Origin of the sequence: Peptoclostridium sp. AF21-18 (genome assembly GCF_003478825.1) — a bacterium.
Lineage (GTDB): Bacteria > Bacillota > Clostridia > Peptostreptococcales > Peptostreptococcaceae > Peptacetobacter.
This window is the reverse complement of the sequence record NZ_QUGE01000032.1, coordinates 1-22,794: the sequence shown is the minus strand read 5'-3', so window position 1 is coordinate 22,794 and position 22,794 is coordinate 1. Positions and strand designations below refer to the sequence as shown.

Sequence of the window (22,794 nt, the reverse complement as noted above, 5' to 3'; positions counted from 1 at the left end):
AACGGCACGCTCCGTGGTGTGAGAGGGGCTACAAGTTAGCCCCTACTTGATTGTCTTGAATGAAATAATTTATAACTAAAAAAATGAAGTTCAAATTTATTATGAAATAAGCAATAAAAATGGTATAATATAGAATGTGGAATTATATTTATATAATGAAACAAAAAGTTTTAATAAAGCTTTAAGCTGGGAGGAAAGAAAGAATTGATTATACAAAAGAAATTTCTTATATCAGAGCCAAATTTTGAAAGAGAACTATTTGGAAACTTTGATGAAAATATTAAGCTTATAGAAAAGTCACTAAACATAGATGTAACACTTAGAGAAGGAAACCTTATTTTGATAGGTGAAGAAAAAAATGTAGAAGCAGCAAATAGTTTAATGAATGAGCTACACACTACAGTATCTAAAGGGAAATCGCTAGATAAACAGTCTATACTATATTCATTATCTCTTCTTAATGATGGAGATGAAAATAGAATACAGGAACTTGAAGGTACAATAGTCCTTACTAAGAAGGGTACTCCAGTTCAGCCAAAGACTTTAGGACAGAAAGAATATGTTAAATTAATAGAAAATAATGATATTACTTTTGGTATAGGTCCAGCAGGTACTGGTAAAACATACCTAGCAGTTGCGATGGCTGTTCAAGCATTTAAAAGAGATGAAGTAACTAGAATAGTACTTACAAGACCAGCTGTTGAGGCAGGAGAAAGTTTAGGATATCTTCCTGGAGATTTACAGGAAAAAATAGACCCATATTTAAGACCACTTTACGATGCATTATTTGAAATGCTAGGTGGAGATAAGGTTAATAAATATATAGAAAGAGGTATTATAGAAGTCGCACCTCTTGCATTTATGAGAGGTAGAACACTTGATAATGCATTTATAATACTTGATGAAGCACAGAATACTACATCTGAGCAGATGAAGATGTTCCTTACAAGACTAGGATTTGGATCAAAAGCTGTTGTAACAGGAGATGTTACACAGACAGACCTTCCTTCAAACAAGAAAAGTGGTTTAGTTCAGGCTACATATATATTAAAAGATGTCAATGGAATAGGTATAAAAGAACTGACAGATAGAGATGTTGTTAGACATGAGCTTGTTCAGAGAATAATAAAGGCATATGACAAATATGAGAAAAAAGAAGCCTACAAAAGAGAAAAGAAGGAAGAAAGAAAAAGACAGAATAAATAGTTTGCAAATTGAAAATTAAATAAATTTATAAAAATTAAATAAGCAGGTGGAAATTATGAGATATATATTTGATGATAGACAGGACAAAATAGATATAAAAGATGAACTTTATGAAAAAATAGAGGATATAGTAGAAGAAGTATTAGATTATGAAGGATATAGTGATGATTATGATATAAGTATATCTTTTGTAGACAATAAGGAAATACATGAGCTTAATAAACAGTTTAGAGGTGTTGATAGAGCTACAGACGTACTATCATTCCCTATGCTATCTGATGAATTTGAAGATGTAGAATATGAAGAAATGTCTTTAGGTGATATAGTTGTATCACTTGAAAGAGCTTTAGAGCAGAGTATAGAATATGGACATAGCTTTGAAAGAGAAGTTTGTTTCTTAGTATGTCACAGCATGTTCCATCTTTTAGGGTATGATCATGACACAGAAGAAAATACTAGAGAGATGAGAGAGAAAGAAGAAGCTGTACTTACTAAATTAAATATAACTAGAGATTAGTTTTTTTACTAATATTTTGAAAAAGGGAGTCGGGTCCTATGGAAGAAAACGGTAAAAAAAAGAAGAAAAAGAAACAAAACATAATCAAATCATTTAATGCTGCAATAGAGGGTATTATATATACTTTTAAATCAGAAAGAAATATGAAAATTCACTATATAATAGCAGTTGGAATACTGGTAGTGAGTTTATTATTTAAGCTATCCAGATTAGAATTTATAATGCTTTTAGTTGCTATAACACTTGTTATAGTAGCCGAAATGTTTAATACAGCTGTAGAAAAAACAGTAGACTTGGTTACATCCGAGTATCATGAATTGGCAAAGATAGCTAAAGATGTAGCAGCAGGTGCAGTACTAGTTGTATCATTAAATGCTGTTGCGGTAGGATATATAATTTTCTATGATAAGTTGACTGAGCTTTCAGGATATCTTATTTATTCAATAAGAGAGTCTGAAATGCATATAACATTAATATGTATAGTTATGGTGCTTTTAGCAGTTGTTGCTGCAAAGGCACTTACAAATACAGGAACACCATTAAAGGGTGGAATGCCTAGTGGGCATGCAGCACTTTCATTTGCAATAGCCACAGCTATAACACTTATGACAGAAAGAGTAGAAGCATCCACACTTGCATACTTGATGGCATTTTTAGTTGCACAGAGTAGAATAGAAGGAAAGATACATACATTTTGGGAAACTGTGGCTGGAGGTGTACTTGGTACACTAATTGCAATACTAGTATTCCAGTTAGGTCTTTTCTATTAATTATAAAAAGTTAGGAGAATAATATATGTTTAAATCAGGTTTTGTCAGTATAGTAGGTAGACCAAATGTTGGAAAATCTACTTTGATGAATAATGTTGTTGGAGAAAAAATAGCTATAATGAGCGATAAACCTCAGACAACTAGAAATACAATTCAGGCAGTTTACACTGATGATGAATCACAGGTAGTATTCCTAGATACTCCTGGAATACATAAACCAAAAAATAAACTAGGAGAAATAATGGTAAAAGCTGCTACAGACGCATTTAGCAATGTAGATTTAATACTATTTGTTGTGGACAGCTCAAGAAAAATAGGACCTGGAGATAGAAGAATAATGGAAGACCTTAGAGGTTCTAAGACTCCAATAGTTCTAGTAATAAACAAAATAGATCAGATAGAGGACAAAGATGAATTATTCGACATAATAAAAATGTACGATGATGAAAAAATGTTTAAAGAAATAGTGCCGATATCTGCATTAAAAGGTAAAAATGTAAAAACTCTTATAAATGTTATCAAAGAAGACTTAGAAGAGGGGCCAAAATACTTCCCAGATTATATGGTAACAGATCAGCCAGAAAGAGTCCTAATAGCTGAGCTTATAAGAGAAAAAGTTCTTCATTATGTTGATGACGAGGTACCACATGGGGTAGCAGTTGAGATAGAAAGAATGAAGGCTAGAAAAGATAAAGAAATAATAGATATATCTGCGGTTATTTACTGTGAAAGAGATTCTCATAAGGGAATAATCATAGGTAAAGGTGGTAGAAAACTAAAAGGAATAGGAAAATCTGCAAGACAGGATATAGAATTACTTTTAGGTTCTCAGATAAATCTTCAGTTATGGGTAAAAGTTAAAGAAAACTGGAGAAACTTACAGAATTATATCAATAATTTTGGGCTCAATGATAATAGCAAATAATTGTATTTAATACAAAATATATTAAAAAGGTGGATAAAATGGACAGGACGCAAGAAACATCACAAGATTTATTAGACGAGGTCAAGTCGTTAATTGAAAATCACAAATACTTCGAACTTAGAGAACTATTAGAGGAATATCATATTATAGATATATATGATGTTATGGAAAACTTAGAAGACGAAGGAATGCAGGTAAAATTATTTGAAATACTTCCAAGTGATATGGCAGCATCTATACTAGAAGAAAGTGGAGTTGAATTTTTCAGTAGAATGCTTTCTAAATTAGAAATAGAGCATGCTAAAAATATTTTAGAATGTATGTCATTAGGTGATATGGCGGATATTTTAAATGAACTTGAAGAAGATGAAAGATTAAAGATAATAGATTACCTAAATCCAGAAGATGCAGAAGAAGTTAAAGAGCTTCTATTTTATGAAGGTGACACAGCTGGTGGAACTATGACAAAAGGTTATATATCTATAAATAAAGATATGACTGCACTTCAGGCTATAGAAAAAATGAGAGAAGAGGCAGAAGATGCAGAAACAATCTACTATATATATGTAGTTGATGATGAGGAAAAATTAGTTGGAGTACTTTCTCTTAGAGAACTTATCGTAGCTAGAGATGAAGCTATAGTAGAAGATCTTATGATAGAAAATCTTATATCAGTTTACGACTATGAAGATAGGGAAGAAGCAGTTAGATTGGTATCAAAATATAATTTAGTTGCAATTCCAGTTGTAGACAAAGAAGGAAAACTTAGAGGTATAATAAAAGTAGACGATATAATAGATGTTATGGAGGAAGAGGCTAACGAAGATATGTATAAGTTAGCAGGAAGCTCTGAACACGAAAGAGATACTGCAGAAGATGAAAATTCAACTTTATCACAGCAGATATTATCGTCAATAAGAGGTAGAATGCCGTGGCTTTTATTAACTTTAATTGGAGGATTATTGGCTTCAAGCTTAATGGCAAACTTCGACACTTTAATAAGAACAAATTTTGTGGAACTTCTATTCTTTGTTCCGTTAGTTATAGGAATGGGTGGAAATATAGGATGCCAGGCATCTTCAGTTACAATAATAACTCTATCTAACAGAGAAATATCAGGTAAAGATATTGCAAAAGAAAGTTTAGTTGGGATAATTACAGGATTGATATGTGGAATAATTACAGCTGCTGTAATATTCTTTGTAAAAGACAATATTAATATGGCATTGGTTATTTCAATATCTTTATTTGTAAATATGGTTATAGGAGCTTTAATAGGTGTATTAGCACCAGTTATGCTTACTAAACTAGATTCAGATCCAGCTACAATATCTGCACCAGTTATCTCTACTATTTTAGATATAATTGGTATAGGAGCTTATTATTTAACGTCTAGCATACTACTTTCACAGATAATAGGATAATAAATTAAAGATTATAATAATATAAATATATAAAAGTTAATGAAAGTATAGTATAATTAATATAATAAAAAGGATTGATAAATTTGGTTATATTCAACACACAAGGAATAGTTCTTAGAACATCTAGATATTCCGAAAATGATGTGATACTTACTATTTTTACTAGAAATTTAGGTAAAGTATCAGCAATAGCCAAAGGTGCAAAGAGAAATAAATCAGCACTACTTCCTTCAGCACAGCTTTTTGCATATAGCAATTTTACCTTAAAAAAACAGAGGGGAATGTATAGAGTATCTCAAAGTGAGATAATAAAAAGTTTCTATGATATATCTTATGATATAGATGCATTTTCATATGCGTCTTATATATCTAGATTAGTAGAAAATTCTCTTCTTGAAAATCAGACAAATCGGAAGCTGTTTAATTTAATAGTTAAAACAATGTATTTATTATCTCAAAAAGATGTAGATAAAGAGTTTATAACAGCAGCTTTTGAATTAAAGTTTTCTGATTGTATGGGATTTAGACCTATTACTGATAGATGCTCTGTTTGTGGAGATGAATCAGATCAAAGGGCTATCTTCAATATAGAAGAAGGTGGAATGCTTTGTAAAAAATGTGCAGAAAACTTCTCGGGAAACATAAGACTTGATGTAACAACGAGAAAGCTTATGAATTATATACTGTCAAATGAAATTGAAACTGTCAGCAGAGCAAAGGTAAACAAAGTGCTGACAAAGGAGCTTTCAAAATTAATGAAACAGTACTTAACAGCATATGTAAGTAATTTAAATATGAAATCACTAAACATCTTAGATGATTTACATAAGTTTTAAAAAGGAGCTGATATTATGAGCAGTATAACAATTGAAATGGTGGATAAAGTAATGGAAAGAGTGCCATCAGCTAGTTACAAAGAAGTAAAAGAGGCACTAGTTCATTCTGATGGAGATATTCTAGAAGCTATAATCTACCTTGAAGAAAATTCAGGAGCAATAAAAGCAAAGAAAAAAGTTGAAGACTTCTTTGAAAAAAGCAAAGAAGATGCTGAGGAAGTTAGAAAAAATACAGAAGAAAAAATTGGCAAAGATGTAGAAGAGCTTAAAGCTCAGTTAAAAGAATTATTTGCTAAAAGTAATAGAGTAAGAGTAGTCGTTGAAAAAGAAGGCAAAATAATAATGAACATTCCATTTACAGTTGGTGTATTAGGAATAGCTATGATGCCTCTTCTTACAATTCTTGGGCTATCAGCTGCTGTATTATCTAAATATAGAATAAAAATACAGAATGAAGCTGATGGAGAAACTGTTGATTTAGGAGAACTTAACGAAGAAAAAGCTACAGTATTAAAAGATATGTTTATTAATACAGCTAAAGACTTAAAAGAAACAGTTGTAAAGAAAAAAGAAGAAAAAGACGATAAAGATATAACAGATGATTTAATAAATGAATGTGAAAAAGACGAAAATGCTGAATAGCAGATTAAAAGTATCAAATTTATATTGATAAAGTTTATTTAATATCTATTACAAAGTAATTGGTATTTAAAACATAAAAGTATTGCAAAGTAGCCTTTCGTGTAACGCGGAAGGCTATATATATTTAGGAGGGATTTTTATGAATTTTCAGGAGATGATTCTTGCTTTACAGAGATATTGGTCTAAGCAGGGATGTATCATTACACAGCCTTATGATGTTGAAAAAGGTGCAGGAACAATGAATCCAAATACTTTCTTAAGATCACTTGGTCCAGAACCATGGAAAGTATGTTATGTTGAACCATCAAGAAGACCAGCAGATGGTAGATACGGAGAAAACCCAAACAGATTATATCAGCATCATCAGTTCCAGGTTATATTAAAACCATCACCAGATGATATACAGGATTTATACTTAGATAGTTTAAAAGAAATAGGTATAAACCCATTAGAACACGATATAAGATTCGTTGAAGATAACTGGGAAGGAGCTACTGTAGGTGCTTGGGGGCTAGGCTGGGAAGTTTGGCTTGATGGAATGGAAATCACTCAGTTTACATATTTCCAGCAGGTAGGAAATCAGGAATGTGAATTAGAAACAGGAGAGATAACTTACGGTCTTGAAAGAATAGCTATGTATATACAGGACGTAGATAGTGTATATGACTTAAAATGGAATGATGAGTTAACTTACGGTGATGTATTCCAGAAACAGGAATATGAAAACTCTGTTTACTCATTTGATGAATGTAATGCAGAATTATTATTCCATTTATTCGACGAATATGAAAAAGAAGCATTAAAATTAATGGATAAAGGCCTTGTTATACCTTCTTATGATTACGTATTAAAATGTTCTCATACTTTCAATACTCTTGATGCAAGAGGAGCAATTGGGGTAAGCCAGAGAGCAGCATTTATAGGTAGAGTAAGAAATATGGCAAAAGTAGTAGCCGAAACATATATAAAACAGAGAGAAGAAATGGGATTCCCTCTATTAAAAAAGGATGGTGACAAATAATGAATAACTACCTTTTATTTGAAGTAGGCGTTGAAGAAATGCCATCAAGATTCGTTGCAAGTACTTTAAAACAGATAAAAGAAAGTACTGAAAAAATGCTTAACGAAAAAAGAGTTAAATTTGATAATATAGAAACTTTCGCAACTCCAAGAAGATTAACATTTGTTATAAATGGTTTAGCAGAAAGACAGGAAGACCTTGAAGAAGAAGTAAAAGGACCTTCTAAAAAAATATCATTAGATGCTGATGGAAACTTTACTAAACCAGCACAGGGATTTATGAGAAGTAAAGGATTAAATCCAGAAGATATATACTTTAAAGAAGTAGGAAAAGATGAATATCTATTTGCTACAATAAGAGAAAATGGTGCTGAAACAGCAGAAGTATTAAAAGAAATACTTCCACTAGCTGTAAAATCAGTTGTATTCCCTAAAGCAATGCACTGGGCAGGAAAAGATATAAGATTTGTTAGACCTATAAGATGGTTAGTAGCTCTTCTTAACGATGAAGTACTTCCAGTAGACCTTGAAGGAATAATAGCTTCTAATGTGACTAAAGGACATAGATTCTTAGGCTCTAAAGAAATAGTTGTAAACTCATTAGAAGATTACAAAGCTAAATTAAGAGAAAACTATGTAATACTTGACCAGGATGAAAGAAAAGCTATGATAGTTGAACAGGCTAACAAAGTAGCTGAATCTTTAGGTGGAAAAGTAATAATGGACCCAGACCTACTAGATGAAGTAACTTGCATAGTTGAATATCCAACTGCATTCTACGGAGAATTTGATAAAGAATACTTAAAACTTCCTAAGAGAGTTGTAATAACTCCAATGCAGGATCATCAGAGATATTTCCCAGTAGAAGATGCTGATGGAAATCTTCTTCCAAACTTTATAGCTGTTAGAAATGGTGACAGCTTCGGTATAGAAAATGTAAAAGCTGGTAATGAAAAAGTTCTTGAAGCTAGACTAGCAGATGCATTATTCTTCTACAGAGAAGATACTAAGAAAAACTTAGAATCTTATAAAGAAAGATTAAAAACTGTTGTATTCCAAGAAAAACTTGGAACAATATACGATAAATCAGAAAGAATAACAAAACTTTCAGCTGTAATAGCAGACTCTTTAGGATGTACAGATAAAAAAGCTGATATAGTAAGAGCAGCTGAACTTTGTAAAGCTGACCTTGTTACTAACATGGTATTCGAATTCGATGAACTTCAGGGATACATGGGTATGGAATACTCTAAACTTGAAGGAGAAAATCCAGCAGTATCACAGGCTATATATGAACACTATATGCCAGTATCAGCTGGTGCAGAAGTTCCAGCTTCATTAGAGGGTTCAGTAGTATCTATAGCAGATAAATTAGACTCAATAGCTGGTTTCTTTGCGATAGGTATACAGCCAACAGGATCTCAGGACCCATTTGCTCTAAGAAGACAGGCTTTAGGTATATTAAACATACTAATGGAAAATAAAATAACATTAGACTTAAAAGAAATAACTGAAGCTGCATTAGACAACTATACTGAATTAGAATTCAACAAAGAAGAAGTAGTTGGACAGATGTTAGACTTCTGCTCAGAAAGAATTAAAAACTTATTCAAAGATATGGGAATAAGATACGATGTCGTTGAAGCAATATTAAATGCTGATATAAATGATATAGCAGATATGCATCATAGAGCATTAGAACTTAACGAATGGATAAATAAAGATGAATTAGTTGAAATGCTTACTGCATTTAACAGAGTTTCTACTTTAGCTGAAAAAGCAGAAGGTATAAATGTTGATGAAGCTTTATTAGTTGAAGCTCCAGAAAAAGAATTATACGAAGCATTCAAATCAGTTAAAGAAGAAGTTAAAGTACATCTTGCTAACAAAGATTACGGAAAAGCACTTGATTCATTTGCTACATTAAAACCAGCAGTTGACAATATGTTTGACAATGTAATGGTAATGGATAAAGATGACAATGTTAGAAATAACAGATTAAATATGTTAAAGAACATATCTGATACTATGTTAACTATATGTGACCTTAACAAAATAGAATACAAATAATAAATTATATTAAAATATAAGTATCTAACTTTAGATTAACAGCTTTGTTAGTTTAGGTTAGATACTTTTTTTTGTCATTATATTAAAATATAAGTAGTTAAATGTAATTGAGGGTATAGAAAAATAAAATTATTAAAAAATATGTATAGAAAAAATCTATAATATTAAGAAAACCTTTCGTTTTAGCAAAATCTATAATATAATAGCTGAGGATAGAAAAAAACTATAACTCTATTTATAAAGTTATTAAAACTTTAATGAGAAATAATTCAAAATAAATTAAGTGGGAGGTTGAGTTATGAAAAAGAAGTTGAGTGTAATATTTGCATTAGTTTTATGCTTAACATCAAGTCTTTTTGTTGGATGTAGTAAAAAGACAGAATCTGTAGATTCGAGCAAGATAGAAGCCCGGATAAATGATTATAAAGATGTTGAATTTTTAATTAGTGCAGATGAATTAAATGGTATTTTAGGTGATAAGAATGTACTATTATTTGACTGTAATAAACCTGAAGTATATGAAAAAGGTCATATACCAGGTGCTGTAAATATAGGATTACAGGCATTTACTAGAGCAGATGGTAAAATAGGTGAAGAAGGTTGGGGGACAATAGTTGATAAAGAAGAACTAGCTAAAAGATTAAAAAATCTAGGTATAGATAATGATAAAACTATAGTTTTCTACTCAGATACAACTAAAGGACCAGGTGCAGATGGTAGAGCAGTTTGGCAGTTAAGAATGGCAGGAATGGATAATGTTAAATTCTTAAATGGTGGTTTAACATATTGGAATGAAAAAGGATATGAAACAACAAAAGAAGTTTCAGAAGCTGTTCCTACAACAAAAGAAGTTGTATTAAAAGATTATGATACACATAATTCTACAACAAAAGAAGAACTTTATAATAACTTAGGAAAAGAAGTTTTAATAGATGTTAGAACTGAAAAAGAATATAAAGGATCTCAAGATGTTGGAGAACCTAGAGGTGGACACATAAAAGGTGCTGAATTTAGATTATGGCAAGATTTAATGTATCCAAATGGTGTAATAAAAAGTAAAGAAGAAATAAAGAAAATAATGGCAGAACATAATGTAGAGCTAGGCGATACATTCTGTGTATACTGAACTATGGGTATCAGGTCAGGATATGTGACTATGATACTTGAAGCCGTTGGCTTCGATAATGTTAAAAACTATGAAGGATCAATTTACGAATGGGGAGGAGATTCTTCAATGCCTATGGAAAAATAATAAATACATAGGAAGTTAGTAGTAAGGAGAAGTTAAATGATAAAAAATAAAAGAACATTAATGAAAATAGGGGTAGTTGTTCTTGTATTAATGTTATATTTTTTCGTAACACCTATAAAAATTACAATAAATCAGATGATATTTTATTTATCTAATTTAGACTTAGACTCATTAAAACAATATATACTATCTTACGGAGCATTAGCACCAATAATATCATTTATTTTAATGTTAGTTCAATCTGTGGCTGCACCGTTACCAGCATTTTTGATAACATTTTCAAATGCTGCGTTATTTGGCTGGGTATGGGGAGCAGTTTTATCTTGGTCAAGTGCAATGGCTGGAGCAGCACTATGTTTCTTCATAGCTAAATTTTTAGGTAGAGATGTAGTAGAAAGATTGACAAGCAAATACGCTATAGATAGTATAGATGAATTTTTTGATAAATATGGTAAATATACAATTTTAGTTTGTAGATTATTGCCATTTATATCTTTTGATATAGTGAGCTATGCGGCAGGGCTTACATCTATGAAATTTTTACCATTCTTTATAGCAACTGGAATAGGTCAGCTTCCAGCAACAATAGTATATTCTTATGTTGGAGGCATGCTTACAGGTGGAGCTAAATTATTTGTAACTGGTTTAATGATATTATTTGCATTATCAGTTATGATTTATATGTTCAAAAAAATATATAATGATAAAAAATCTAAATAATATATTATAATAAAGATAGCTGTAAATATTTACAGCTATTTTTATTATGTAATAACTATTACAAAAAATTATAATGTCATAGAAAAAAAATATGAATATAATTTAAGTAAATATCTATAATATTTGTTTTATTAAAATATATAGAGTATACTTTAAATATATAATTAGGCATTTAGCTTATAAATGAAAACGGAAAAAGAGGATAAATAATGAAAGAAACAAAAGAAGCATTAATACTATTTAGTAGAATTCCGATAGCAGGGCATACAAAAACGAGATTGATGCCTTTTTTATCAAGAGAAGAATGTGCTGAATTACACTCAGCATTTTTAAAAGATATATTCAATACATTTAAAAATACAGGAAGAGATATATTTATATTTCATACACCAGATGATTTAGATAATTATATAGAAAAGCACTTTGAAGGATATGTTGAAAAAGATATACAAAGTGGAGAAGATTTAGGTGAAAAGATGTTTAATGCCATAGACTATGTATTATCAAAGGGATATGAAAGCTGTATACTTACTGGAGCAGATATTCCAGAGATTACTATATCTAGCTTAGAAAAGGGATTTGAGGTGTTAAAAGAAAAGGATATAGTTTTAGCTCCAACTGCAGATGACGGATATTATATGGTGGGGATGAAAAAAGCTACAGATGCGATATTTACTAATCAGCATTATGGAAGTGGAAAAGTAATAGAAAATGCCGTACTAGCTGCAGAAAAATCTGGGCTTACAGTAGGATTTTCTGACTTATACGTGGATATAGATACAAAAGAGGACTTAAAACTTTTATATGAGAGAATAGAAAGTGATGAATACGAGTGTCCTAGCACTAAAAAATATATAGATGAAGTAATTAAGGAAAGGCTGGATAAATTATGTTAGATAAAAATATAGTAGATAGTTATATAAATATAAAAGAATTTAAAAAGTTTTTCAATGTAAGTGATGATTATAGATTAAAGTCAGAACTATTAGGACGGGGTGAATACAATATAAATTATATATTTACTTTAGAAGATGGAACAAAAAAAGTAATCAGATTCAATACAAAGAGCCAGATGGATTTAGAAAATCAGATAGGATATGAATACAATGCACTTAAAATACTTGAAAAATCAGGAAGAACACCGCATGTATACTACCTAGATGATAGTAAAAAAGAGATAGATTATGGTGTACTTGTTATGGAATACCTACCAGGAAAGCCATTAGTATACGAGAATGATTTAAAAAAGGCAGCTTACATATTAGCTGATATACATTCTGTAGAGGTGCCAAGTGAAAATACTTTTGTAATTCCAGAAAATCCATTATATGCAATGCTTGATGAGTGTAAAAATATGGCATCTGTATATATAAATTCAGAATTAGGCAACGAAAAAACAAAGGAAACTATAAAAAGATTAATATCAAATGCAGAAAAATCTCTTGAGGGAGAGTACGAATGTGGAGAGTATAGAATAATAAATACAGAGCTAAACTCAGGTAATTTCTTAATAAATGGAGATGAAAAAGAAGGGTTTAAAAACTATCTTATAGATTGGGAAAAGCCGATACTTGGAGAAATAGAACAGGATTTAGGACATTTCTTAGCTCCAACTACAACATTTTGGAAAACAGATACAATACTTACAAGAGAAGATATAGATGGATTTGTTGAGGAATACAAAAAAGCTATAGATGGAAGAATAGATACATCAAAAGTTGAAGAAAAATTGGATATATATCTAAAAATGACTTGCTTAAGAGGTACAACTTGGTGCTCTATGGCATGGGTTGAATATCAGGCACCAGACAGAGCTATAAAAAATGAATTTACTTACAACAAGATAAAAGCGTATCTTGAAGATGGATTCTTAGAAAATATAGAAAAAACTTACTTTAGATAATAATATGATTTTGAAAGGAGAATAATATTGATACAAGTAAATAAAAGAATAAAACAGGTTTCAATAGTGGTACTACTTTTATTATGTGTATTTATATATAAAAAATATTTAAGTGAAATATCTGTTGAAGATCTTAGAGTATATATAGAAGGATGGGGAGTATTTGCACCAATTGCATACATTTTAGCATTTACGATACTTCCAATAGCATTTTTCCCAGTTCCAATACTTGCTGTTGTAGCAGGAGTTGTTTTTGGGATGTTCAAAGGAACAATTTATACATTAATAGGTGCTTGGATGAATAGTGCAGTAATGTTTATTATGGCAAAAGTAATGGCTAGAGAGATGATATTAAACTTTTTAAAAGATAAATTATCACCTAGTATGTGGCAGGCATTTATAGAGGCAGATGGAAAAAAATCTTTCTTTATAATATTTGTACTTAGATTAATTCCAGCAGTTCCATACAATGTAATAAACTATGGCGCGGGTCTTAGTGGAATGAGTTTTAAAAGTTATATAATAGCTACTATGGTTGGGATATTCCCGGGAACACTAGTGTTTATAAATATAGGAGATAAAGCATTAGATATGGGTGACCCTAATTTCATGATTGCAATAGCACTTTTAGTAATATTAACAGTAGTTTCTTTAGTGCTAGCTAAAAAAGTAATGCCTGCAAAGGACGATGAAAAGAAAAAAATAGAGTAAATATGTACAAGGAATAAGTATAATGAATATAAAAAAAGATTATATTTCAATAATAATACCAGTATATAACGAAGAAAATAATATAGGAAAACTTATTGATAATTTAGAAAAATTTACTGGAGATTTTGAAGTTATCTTTTCTGATGGTGGATGTAAGGATAAAACATGTCAGATTATAGATGAGAGAATAAAAGATAAACCTAATTATAAGCTAATAAAATCTGAAAAAGGTAGAGCAAATCAGATGAATAATGGGGCAAAGGCATCTATAGGGGATACACTATTTTTCTTACATTGTGATAGTCAAGTAGAATCTGATATTTTAGAAAAGATAGAAGCAGCTGTAAATAGAGGTGTCAAGTTTGGATGTGCAAAGCTAAGATTTGACAGTAGAGGAATTCTAATGAAGATATGTGGATTTATGTCTAATTTTAGAGTGAAACATAGGAAAATAGCATTTGGAGATCAGGGAATTTTTATAGATAGAAACGTGTTCTTTGAAAATGGAGGATACAGAAGTATACCACTTATGGAAGATTATCAGTTATCTATTGACATGAAGGAAAAATATCCAGTAGAGCAAATAGATTCGTATATAACAACTTCAGGTATAAGATTTGAAAAAAATGGAAAATTAAAGACTATGTATAGGATGCAAGTTCTTCAAAAGATGTATAGAGATGGAGAAGATATAGATAAAATTGCATCTATGTATAAATAAGCCTAAATATAAAGAGTTTGATTAAAATAATTAAAAATTGGATGTGAGTAATATGGAAGTACAGGAAAAACTTCAAAATGAAGTAGCAAATTGTATTGAATGTGGTTTATGCACAAAAAATTGCAGTTTTTTAGAGAAATATGATTTAAATTTAGCAGATTTTTCTAAAAGACCAGATTTAGCATATAACTGCTTTTTATGTGGAGATTGTCAGAGAGTTTGTCCAGAGGGTATAGATGGAAGAAATATAGCTATAATGATGAGAGAAGATTCTGTTGAAAAGAACGGAGATAAAATAGCAGAAGATGGATACTCAATGTTGTTAAAAGAAAAAATAAACTATAAATTTAAAAATTATAAATCTGCAAATAGCAAAGTTGTTCTATTTACAGGATGTAATTTTCCATCATTTTATCCTGGAGCCACAAGCAAAATATCAGATATTTTGAAAGAATATGGAATAGATACAGTTTACGATTGTTGTGGGAAACCTGTATCTGAGCTAGGTCTAAAAAAAGAGGCTGAAAAAATAATAGAAAATATCAACAATGAATTGAAAAAAAGAGAAGTAGAAGAGGTAGTAATGCTTTGTCCAAACTGCTATTATTTCTTAAGAAATAAAATAGACGCAAAGGTTGTTAGTATTTATAAAAAACTTGATGAGTTAAACTTAGGAAAAAAATTAGATAAAGATATGAAGATATTTATGCCATGTCCAGATAAAGAAGCTAGGTTTATATTCAAAGATATAGAAAAATTCTTGCCAGATAGTGATGAATCAGAAGAAAATAAAAAAATAGAAATAATAAAAGCTCAGTGTTGTGGGCTTGGAGGGTGTGCATCTGCAAAAGAAAAAGAAATATCTCAAGGATTTACAAGTGATGCAATAGAAAAAGGTGGAGATGACTTTTATGTTTACTGTGCATCATGTGCGGGGAATTTTAGACGTGGTGGAGCAGAAAACGTATCACATATATTAAATGAAATTATTGAAATAGATGAAAAGCCAGAAAAGGGAATAAAAAGTTTAACTAATAGGATGAAGTTTAAGTTTAAAAGATAGTAAGTATATATCAAAAAATTAGAAGTAGTCGATAAAAATCGTATTTTGAACTTCAAATATATTAATATTTCCTGTGAAAATACTGATTTTTATATAAATAAGAATTGGAGGAATTAAAAATGGATTGTTATTTTGAAAAAGAAGACTTAATGAAATTTGGCTCAGGTATAATAGGTGAAGATGCTCCGGATTTATGGAATAAATTCATGAGCTACTACGGCTCAGTATTCGAAGATGGAGCATTAACAAAGAGAGAAAAATCTTTAATAGCATTAGCAGTTGCTCACGCTGTTAAATGTCCATATTGTATAGATGCATATACTACTGGATGTTTAGAAAGTGGTGCTAACCAGGAACAGATGACAGAAGCTCTTCACGTTGCTGCAGCTATAAGTGGTGGAGCAACATTAGCTTTCGGTGTTCAGATGAAAAATAATGCAAATAAATTAGAATTATAAAATTAGGGGGATTTTATTATGAATAGATTAGAAAATCTTGAATGTATAACACCATTTGCAGAAAAAGTAGAGCATAAAGAATGGTTAAAAACTAATGAAAAATTAACAACTTTACAGGTAAATGTAGGTACTTTATGTAATTTAGCTTGTAAACACTGTCATGTTGAAGCAGGTCCAAATGGAAAAGAAATAATGCCAAAAGAAGTAATGGATGCGTGTTTAGAATTAGTTAAAAAGAATCCTTCATTTACTACAATAGATATAACTGGTGGTGCTCCAGAAATGAATCCTAACTTTGAATGGTTTATGGAAGAATCTGCAAAATTAGTTGATAGAGTAATAGTTAGAAGTAATATAGTAATACTTCAGGAAGAAGGATACACTCACCTTCCAGAAAAATTTGCTGAAAATAAAATAGAAGTAGTTGCATCTTTACCATACTACTCAGAAAAAGACTGTGATAGACAGAGAGGTAAAGGAGTATTCAAAAAAATAATAGCTGGTCTTCAGAGATTAAATGAACTTGGATATGGAAAAGATAAAGACTTAGTATTAAACTTAGTATACAATCCAGGTGGAGCATTCTTCCCACCATCTCAGGAAAGTTTAACAAAACAGTATAAATCAAAATTATTTGCTGATCATGGAATAGTATTTAACTGTGTATTTAATATAATAAACAATCCAATAGGAAGATTTGGAGCATTTCTTGAAAGAAGTGGAAATCTAGTACCGTATATGTGTAAACTAGAAGGAAGTTTCAATGAAAGTGCTGTAGAAAATATGATGTGTAGAGATCAGATATCAGTAGGTTGGGATGGAAAGGTTTACGACTGTGACTTCAACCAGGCTGAAGGTCTTGAAATCGAGGGAAAGAAAAACATATTTGATTTATGTAAAGATGGAATAGAAGTAAGAAATATAATAACTGGAAAACACTGCTATGCTTGTTGCGCTGGAGAAGGATCAAGTTGTGGTGGATGTACAACTGAATAAAATATATAATAAATAAATAAAAAATAGGCTGTTGTAAAAATAAAATTACAACAGCTGTTTTTTTATAATATTTCTTCTAAAACTTCTATTATATCTACTACTAGCTGAGGACAGAATGACATCATTTTACCACTTTCTAGTAATACATTCATATCTTCAGGTATAGATGGATTTAAGCCATCAAGTAGATTTTTACATACACAAGAGTTGTGTTTTTCTGCGAATTTTTGCTTGAATTCCATAAGTTTTCCTATGTTTTGATTTTTGACATCTGGAGTATTTGGCTCATAATGACCATATTTTAGACCTATAACCATTAATGCACCAGCATATGCGCCACATGTTTCTCCGGCAAACATACCTGCTCCAAAACAAGCAGCCATTTTTTTTGCTGTTTTGTCATCAATTCCTAAATCTTCTGCAAAATAAGAAACAATTACCTGAGAGCAGTCGAATCCCTGTGCAAATAATTCTGCAACTTCATTTGTTGTTATCATAATTTATCACCTCAAATTAAGAATATAGAAAAAAATAACTTACGTCAATAAAATAAAAGATTATAAATAAAATATAATCTATAGCAATTAAAAATAGAAAAAAACTATTGAAATTTTATATAAATTTGAAAATTAAAAAATATATTTAATTATTTGTTATTAATACAAATAAAACATACTAAATGATAGATTAATCTATAACAATTTATTTAAAAATCTTTAAAAAGATTGTATGTATTTTAAATACATGGGGGTATATTTAATATAATTGATTAAAAATTAAAGATAAAAGCTTAGAAAATATTCAAAAATAATTAATTATTAAAAGAAAATAAAAAATAAAATAGAAAAATTATAATATACTATTTATAATACATTAAATATGAGTTATAATTATAAATAGGATGAGCTGATATCGTGTAAATAGGCATAAAAAATATATTAATGTATCATAAATATGGTATAAATTATAAATAATGTACTGTATTTATAAATAAAATATAATTTTTCTATTTACAGAATGGTACATAAGGTTATATAATATACAATATAAGCGTGCTAAGGAATAAAGTATAGCACAATGGAGGAAGGTGATTAAAATTCAGCTTAATGATAGGCAGTTAAAGATAATAGATATAGTTAAGGAACATGAACCTATAACAAGTGAAAGAATTGCCGCAAGTTTAAATGTCACTCGTGCTACACTTAGATCAGATCTTGCCATATTAACTATGACAGGAATACTTGATGCAAGACCTAAAGTTGGATATTTTTACTCAGGAGTAAACGAAATCAATCTAATAGGTAGTAATATAAAAGAGAGAAAAGTTGAAAGTGTTATGAGTATTCCAACACTAGTAAAGAAAGATTCGAGTATATACGATACAATTGTTACAATGTTCCTATCTGATGTAGGAAGTATAGTTATAATTGACGATAATGACAATCTATGTGGTGTTGTTTCAAGAAAAGACCTTTTAAAGGCAACAATAGGTGGTGCAGATATAAATAAGATGCCTATTGGTATGATAATGACTAGAATGCCTAACATAGTAACGTTGAATAAAGATGATTCAATAACTACAGCAGCTAAAAAGATAATAGAGCATGAAGTTGATTCAGTTCCTATAGTTGAAAGAGATAAGGACGATGAGTCAAAAATGAGAGTTGTTGGAAGAATATCTAAAACGAATATAACCAAATTATTTTTAGAAATGGTAGATAGTTAGGAGGAATGTCAGTGGATAATAAGTTGATGATATATGCAATATCTGATTCGATTGGAGAAACTGCTAGAAATATGATAAAGGCGGCTATGTCACAGTTCTACGGTCGTGATCCATACGAGATAAAAAGATTTCCTTTTGTAACAGAAAAGGAAATGCTTTTAGATATATTAGAAAATGCTAAAAAAGAAGATGCTATAGTAGTTTACACATTAGTTGAAGATGAAATGTGCGACATTATAACAGAATTCTCAGAAAGAGAAGGAATCAGCTCAATAGACCTTATGTCAGATATGCTTAAAAAAATAAGCAGTCGTTTAGACAAAAAACCAAAAAGAGAACCAGGAATAATAAGAAAGTTAGATGAATCATACTTCAAGAGAATAGACGCAATAGAGTTCGCTGTTAAGTATGACGATGGTAAAGATCCAAGAGGAGTTCTTAAAGCTGATTTAGTTCTTGTAGGTATATCAAGAACATCAAAAACTCCACTTAGTATGTATTTAGCTAATAAACATATAAAAGTGGCAAATGTTCCTCTAGTTCCAGAAGTTCCGATTCCAAAAGAATTATCTGAAGTAAGTACTAAAAAAATTATAGGGCTTACTAACTCACCAGAAAAATTAAATGAAATCAGAACTGAAAGACTTAAAGCATTAGGACTTTCAAGCAAAGCAAACTACGCTAACTTTGAAAGAATACTAGATGAGCTTGACTATTCTGAAAACGTATTCAAAAGATTGGGGTGTCCAGTCATCAATGTAGCAAATAAGGCTATAGAAGAAACAGCTGGAATAATCCTAGATATAATGAAAGAAAATGGGTTAAATATATTCAAGGACGGAGAAATATAATTCTAACGTAATTGAATAAGATGTAAAGTGTGTAAAAAATGTTAAATAGTGGTTGAAAAATACAACCACTTTAAATAAATATAATATCAAAAAGTTTAAGGTTATAAATTTTTAAATTTAATGGGGGTTAAAAAATGGAAACTAAGTATGTTTATAGTTTTAGTGAAGGTAGTAAAGAAATGAAATCTTTACTAGGAGGTAAAGGAGCCAATTTAGCAGAAATGACTAAAATAGGGTTACCAGTTCCTCAGGGATTTACAATAACTACAGATGCTTGTAATGATTACTACGATAATGAAAAAACTATAAGAGCAGAAATCGTAGCAGAAATAGAAAAACATCTTGCAGAATTAGAAGAATTACAGGGTAAAAAATTAGGATGCACTAAAAATCCTTTATTAGTATCAGTTCGTTCAGGTGCTGTATTCTCAATGCCAGGTATGATGGATACTATATTAAACCTTGGTTTAAATGATAACAGTGTATTAGGATTAGCAGATGCAACTCAGAATGAAAGATTTGCTTATGATAGTTACAGAAGATTCATACAGATGTTCTCAGATGTTGCTATGGAAGTTCCAAAATATAAATTTGAAAACGTATTAGACAGAGTTAAAGAAGAAAAAGGATACAAATTCGATACTGATTTAACTACTGAAGATTTAAAAGGTATAGTTGAAGAATTCAAAGCTATATACAAAAAAGAAGTTAAAACTGACTTCCCACAGGATCCAAAAGAACAGTTAATGCTTGCAATAGAAGCAGTGTTCAGATCTTGGAACAACCCAAGAGCTATAGTATATCGTAAATTAAACGAGATATCTCATAAACTTGGTACAGCAGTAAATATACAGTCAATGGTATTCGGTAATATGGGTGAAACAAGTGGTACAGGTGTTGCTTTCACAAGAAACCCAGCTACTGGAGAAAACAAATTATTCGGTGAATACTTAATAAATGCACAGGGTGAAGACGTTGTTGCAGGTATAAGAACTCCACAGGATATATCTACTCTTCAGAATGTAATGCCAGAAATATACGACCAGTTCGTAAAAGTAACTCATATACTTGAAAATCATTACAAAGATATGCAGGATATAGAATTTACTATAGAAAATGAAAAATTATTCATACTTCAGACTAGAAATGGTAAGAGAACAGCTAAAGCTGCTATAAATGTTGCTGTTGATTTAGTTGAAGCAGGAATAATAGATAAAAAAGAAGCTATAATGAGAGTTGAACCTAACCAGTTAGACCAGTTATTACATCCAACATTTGAAGATAAAGCTTTAAAAGAAGCTACTGTATTAGCTAAAGGTCTTCCAGCATCTCCTGGTGCAGCTTGTGGTAAAGTTTACTTCAATGCTGACGATGTTGTTGCTGCAGTTGAAGGTGGAGAAAAAGTTCTTCTTGTTAGACAGGAAACTTCTCCAGAAGATATAGAAGGTATGGTAAAAGCTGAAGGTATATTAACAGCTAGAGGTGGTATGACATCTCATGCAGCAGTTGTTGCTAGAGGTATGGGTAAATGTTGTGTAGCTGGTTGTGGAGAAATAAAAGTTGACGAAGCTGCTAAAGAAATAAGAGCAGGAGAACTTGCTATAAAAGAAGGTGACTTCTTATCAATAGATGGTTCAACTGGTAAAGTATACTTAGGAGAAGTTAAACAGTCTCCAGTAGAAATGACAGGAAACTTTGAAAAATTAATGAATTGGGTTGATGAAACTAAACAGATGATGGTTAGAACAAATGCAGATAACCCAAGAGATGCTAAAGCAGCAGTAGAATTTGGTGCTGAAGGTATAGGATTATGTAGAACTGAGCACATGTTCTTTGAAGAAGATAGAATACCAGCAGTTAGAGAAATGATACTTTCTAAAGATGTTGAACAGAGAGAAAAAGCTCTAGCTAAAATACTTCCAATGCAGAGACAGGACTTCTTAGAAATATTCGAAGTTATGGAAGGTAAACCGGTTAATATAAGACTTCTTGACCCACCTCTACATGAATTCTTACCACAGGATGATGAAACAATAGCTGAACTTGCAGAAAGTATGGGAATAGATGCAGCAGAAATAAGAAAGAGAATAGTTGATCTTGAAGAATTCAACCCAATGTTAGGACACAGAGGTTGTAGACTTGCTGTTACTTACCCAGAAATATGTGTAATGCAGGCTAGAGCTATAATAGAAGGTGCTATAGAAGCAATAAACAAAGGTGTAGAAGTTCATCCAGAAATAATGGTTCCACTAGTAGGTGAAGTAAACGAATTAAAACTTATAAGAGGAATGATAGAAGAAACAGCTGAAAAAGTTATGGAAGAAAAAGGTGTTAAAGTTGACTACACTGTAGGTACAATGATAGAAATACCAAGAGCTTGCTTAACTGCTGATGAAATAGCAGAAGTTGCAGACTTCTTCAGTTTCGGTACTAATGACCTTACTCAGATGGGATTCGGATATTCAAGAGATGATGCTGGTAAATTCTTAGGTGAATACGTAGATAAAGAAATACTTGAAAAAGATCCATTCCAGGTACTAGACCAGAAAGGTATAGGAAAACTTGTTCAGATGGGTGCTAAATTAGGTAGAAGCGTTAAACCAGAATTAAAACTTGGTATATGTGGTGAACATGGTGGAGAACCATCTTCAGTTGAATTCTGCTACAATACAGGATTAAACTATGTATCTTGCTCTCCATACAGAGTTCCAATAGCAAGACTTGCAGCTGCACAGGCTTCTATAAAAAATCCAAGATACTAGAAATCTCGGAATTATACCTTTCTCCAGGCTTCGAACATTTTTCTGATTTAAATGTTAGCTTTTCAAGCTAACAAAATAAGAAAAAATGTTCTGCAGATTGTCGAAAGGGTATAACATCCTCGATTTATTGCAATAGTAAATAATGAGGCTACTAAGCATTGCTTAGTAGCCTTTTTTAGTATGACGGGCATGCTATTAATCTGTGGTGAAAGTCCATAAAA

The 22,794-nt window shown here is 30.7% G+C and carries 22 protein-coding genes; 21 read left to right on the top strand and 1 reads right to left on the bottom strand.

The annotated features are described in order from the left end of the window. Positions 1-204: 204 nt before the first annotated feature. The 18 genes from DWX74_RS10010 to arsS all read left to right on the top strand — a co-directional run bounded on the left by DWX74_RS10010 (position 205) and on the right by arsS (position 17,234). The gene (locus DWX74_RS10010) at positions 205-1,206 is read left to right on the top strand and encodes a PhoH family protein (protein WP_006440918.1); all 1,002 of its coding nucleotides are present in this window, start codon (positions 205-207) and stop codon (positions 1,204-1,206) included. A gap of 55 nt (positions 1,207-1,261) precedes the next feature. Further along, complete coding sequence (ybeY, locus tag DWX74_RS10005) at positions 1,262-1,723, top strand: rRNA maturation RNase YbeY (protein ID WP_118549824.1); 462 nt, start codon at positions 1,262-1,264, stop codon at positions 1,721-1,723. A 38-nt stretch (positions 1,724-1,761) separates the two neighbouring features. Beyond that, positions 1,762-2,493 (top strand): diacylglycerol kinase, encoded by a 732-nt coding sequence (locus DWX74_RS10000; RefSeq protein ID WP_118549823.1) that lies wholly within the window; start codon positions 1,762-1,764, stop codon positions 2,491-2,493. Between the two features lie 25 nt (positions 2,494-2,518). Further along, entirely contained in the window at positions 2,519-3,418 is a 900-nt protein-coding gene (era, locus tag DWX74_RS09995; protein WP_006440921.1) for a GTPase Era, read from the top strand. A 38-nt stretch (positions 3,419-3,456) separates the two neighbouring features. Beyond that, positions 3,457-4,842, top strand: coding sequence for a magnesium transporter (gene mgtE, locus DWX74_RS09990; protein ID WP_199647645.1), 1,386 nt, complete (start codon positions 3,457-3,459; stop codon positions 4,840-4,842). Positions 4,843-4,925: 83 nt separating this feature from the next. After that, complete coding sequence (gene recO / locus DWX74_RS09985) at positions 4,926-5,678, top strand: DNA repair protein RecO (RefSeq protein ID WP_118549821.1); 753 nt, start codon at positions 4,926-4,928, stop codon at positions 5,676-5,678. A gap of 15 nt (positions 5,679-5,693) precedes the next feature. Continuing rightward, positions 5,694-6,320, top strand: a complete 627-nt coding sequence (locus tag DWX74_RS09980) for a DUF4342 domain-containing protein (protein WP_006440924.1) — start codon at positions 5,694-5,696, stop codon at positions 6,318-6,320. 139 nt (positions 6,321-6,459) lie between these two features. Further along, the gene (glyQ, locus tag DWX74_RS09975; protein WP_118549820.1) at positions 6,460-7,341 is read left to right on the top strand and encodes a glycine--tRNA ligase subunit alpha; all 882 of its coding nucleotides are present in this window, start codon (positions 6,460-6,462) and stop codon (positions 7,339-7,341) included. Next, positions 7,341-9,410, top strand: a complete 2,070-nt coding sequence (glyS, locus tag DWX74_RS09970) for a glycine--tRNA ligase subunit beta (protein WP_118549819.1) — start codon at positions 7,341-7,343, stop codon at positions 9,408-9,410. Before glyQ ends, glyS begins: the two co-directional genes overlap by 1 nt. A gap of 298 nt (positions 9,411-9,708) precedes the next feature. Then, entirely contained in the window at positions 9,709-10,536 is an 828-nt protein-coding gene (locus DWX74_RS09965) for a sulfurtransferase (protein ID WP_118549818.1), read from the top strand. Positions 10,537-10,698: 162 nt separating this feature from the next. After that, a complete protein-coding gene (locus tag DWX74_RS09960; RefSeq protein ID WP_118549817.1) occupies positions 10,699-11,382 on the top strand; it encodes a TVP38/TMEM64 family protein in 684 nt (227 codons plus the stop codon). A gap of 209 nt (positions 11,383-11,591) precedes the next feature. Further along, on the top strand, positions 11,592-12,278 hold the full coding sequence (locus DWX74_RS09955; RefSeq protein WP_118549816.1) for a TIGR04282 family arsenosugar biosynthesis glycosyltransferase: 687 nt from the start codon (positions 11,592-11,594) through the stop codon (positions 12,276-12,278). Then, on the top strand, positions 12,272-13,285 hold the full coding sequence (locus DWX74_RS09950) for a phosphotransferase (protein WP_118549815.1): 1,014 nt from the start codon (positions 12,272-12,274) through the stop codon (positions 13,283-13,285). The genes DWX74_RS09955 and DWX74_RS09950 overlap by 7 nt, the downstream gene beginning before the upstream one ends. 27 nt (positions 13,286-13,312) lie before the next feature. Then, positions 13,313-13,996, top strand: a complete 684-nt coding sequence (locus DWX74_RS09945; protein ID WP_118549814.1) for a TVP38/TMEM64 family protein — start codon at positions 13,313-13,315, stop codon at positions 13,994-13,996. 22 nt (positions 13,997-14,018) lie between these two features. After that, positions 14,019-14,717 carry a TIGR04283 family arsenosugar biosynthesis glycosyltransferase gene (locus DWX74_RS09940; protein WP_118549813.1) on the top strand — a complete coding sequence of 233 codons (699 nt, stop codon included), beginning with the start codon at positions 14,019-14,021 and terminating at the stop codon, positions 14,715-14,717. 52 nt (positions 14,718-14,769) lie between these two features. Next, the gene (locus DWX74_RS09935; protein WP_118549812.1) at positions 14,770-15,780 is read left to right on the top strand and encodes a (Fe-S)-binding protein; all 1,011 of its coding nucleotides are present in this window, start codon (positions 14,770-14,772) and stop codon (positions 15,778-15,780) included. Positions 15,781-15,899: 119 nt separating this feature from the next. Further along, the gene (locus tag DWX74_RS09930) at positions 15,900-16,238 is read left to right on the top strand and encodes an arsenosugar biosynthesis-associated peroxidase-like protein (RefSeq protein ID WP_118549811.1); all 339 of its coding nucleotides are present in this window, start codon (positions 15,900-15,902) and stop codon (positions 16,236-16,238) included. A gap of 18 nt (positions 16,239-16,256) precedes the next feature. After that, positions 16,257-17,234 carry an arsenosugar biosynthesis radical SAM (seleno)protein ArsS gene (gene arsS, locus DWX74_RS09925; RefSeq protein WP_118549810.1) on the top strand — a complete coding sequence of 326 codons (978 nt, stop codon included), beginning with the start codon at positions 16,257-16,259 and terminating at the stop codon, positions 17,232-17,234. Positions 17,235-17,296: 62 nt separating this feature from the next. On the opposite strand, the gene DWX74_RS09920 is transcribed toward arsS, so the two are convergent. Continuing rightward, positions 17,297-17,731 (bottom strand): C-GCAxxG-C-C family protein, encoded by a 435-nt coding sequence (locus DWX74_RS09920; RefSeq protein ID WP_286164326.1) that lies wholly within the window; start codon positions 17,729-17,731, stop codon positions 17,297-17,299. A 590-nt stretch (positions 17,732-18,321) separates the two neighbouring features. On the opposite strand from DWX74_RS09920, the gene DWX74_RS09915 reads away from it, so the two are divergent. The 3 genes from DWX74_RS09915 (at position 18,322) to ppdK (ending at position 22,573) form a co-directional block, all read left to right on the top strand. Next, a complete protein-coding gene (locus tag DWX74_RS09915) occupies positions 18,322-18,960 on the top strand; it encodes a helix-turn-helix transcriptional regulator (protein WP_118549809.1) in 639 nt (212 codons plus the stop codon). A 5-nt stretch (positions 18,961-18,965) separates the two neighbouring features. Continuing rightward, on the top strand, positions 18,966-19,811 hold the full coding sequence (locus DWX74_RS09910; RefSeq protein ID WP_118549808.1) for a pyruvate, water dikinase regulatory protein: 846 nt from the start codon (positions 18,966-18,968) through the stop codon (positions 19,809-19,811). Positions 19,812-19,945: 134 nt separating this feature from the next. Further along, positions 19,946-22,573 carry a pyruvate, phosphate dikinase gene (gene ppdK, locus DWX74_RS09905; RefSeq protein WP_118549807.1) on the top strand — a complete coding sequence of 876 codons (2,628 nt, stop codon included), beginning with the start codon at positions 19,946-19,948 and terminating at the stop codon, positions 22,571-22,573. Positions 22,574-22,794 lie beyond the last annotated feature (221 nt).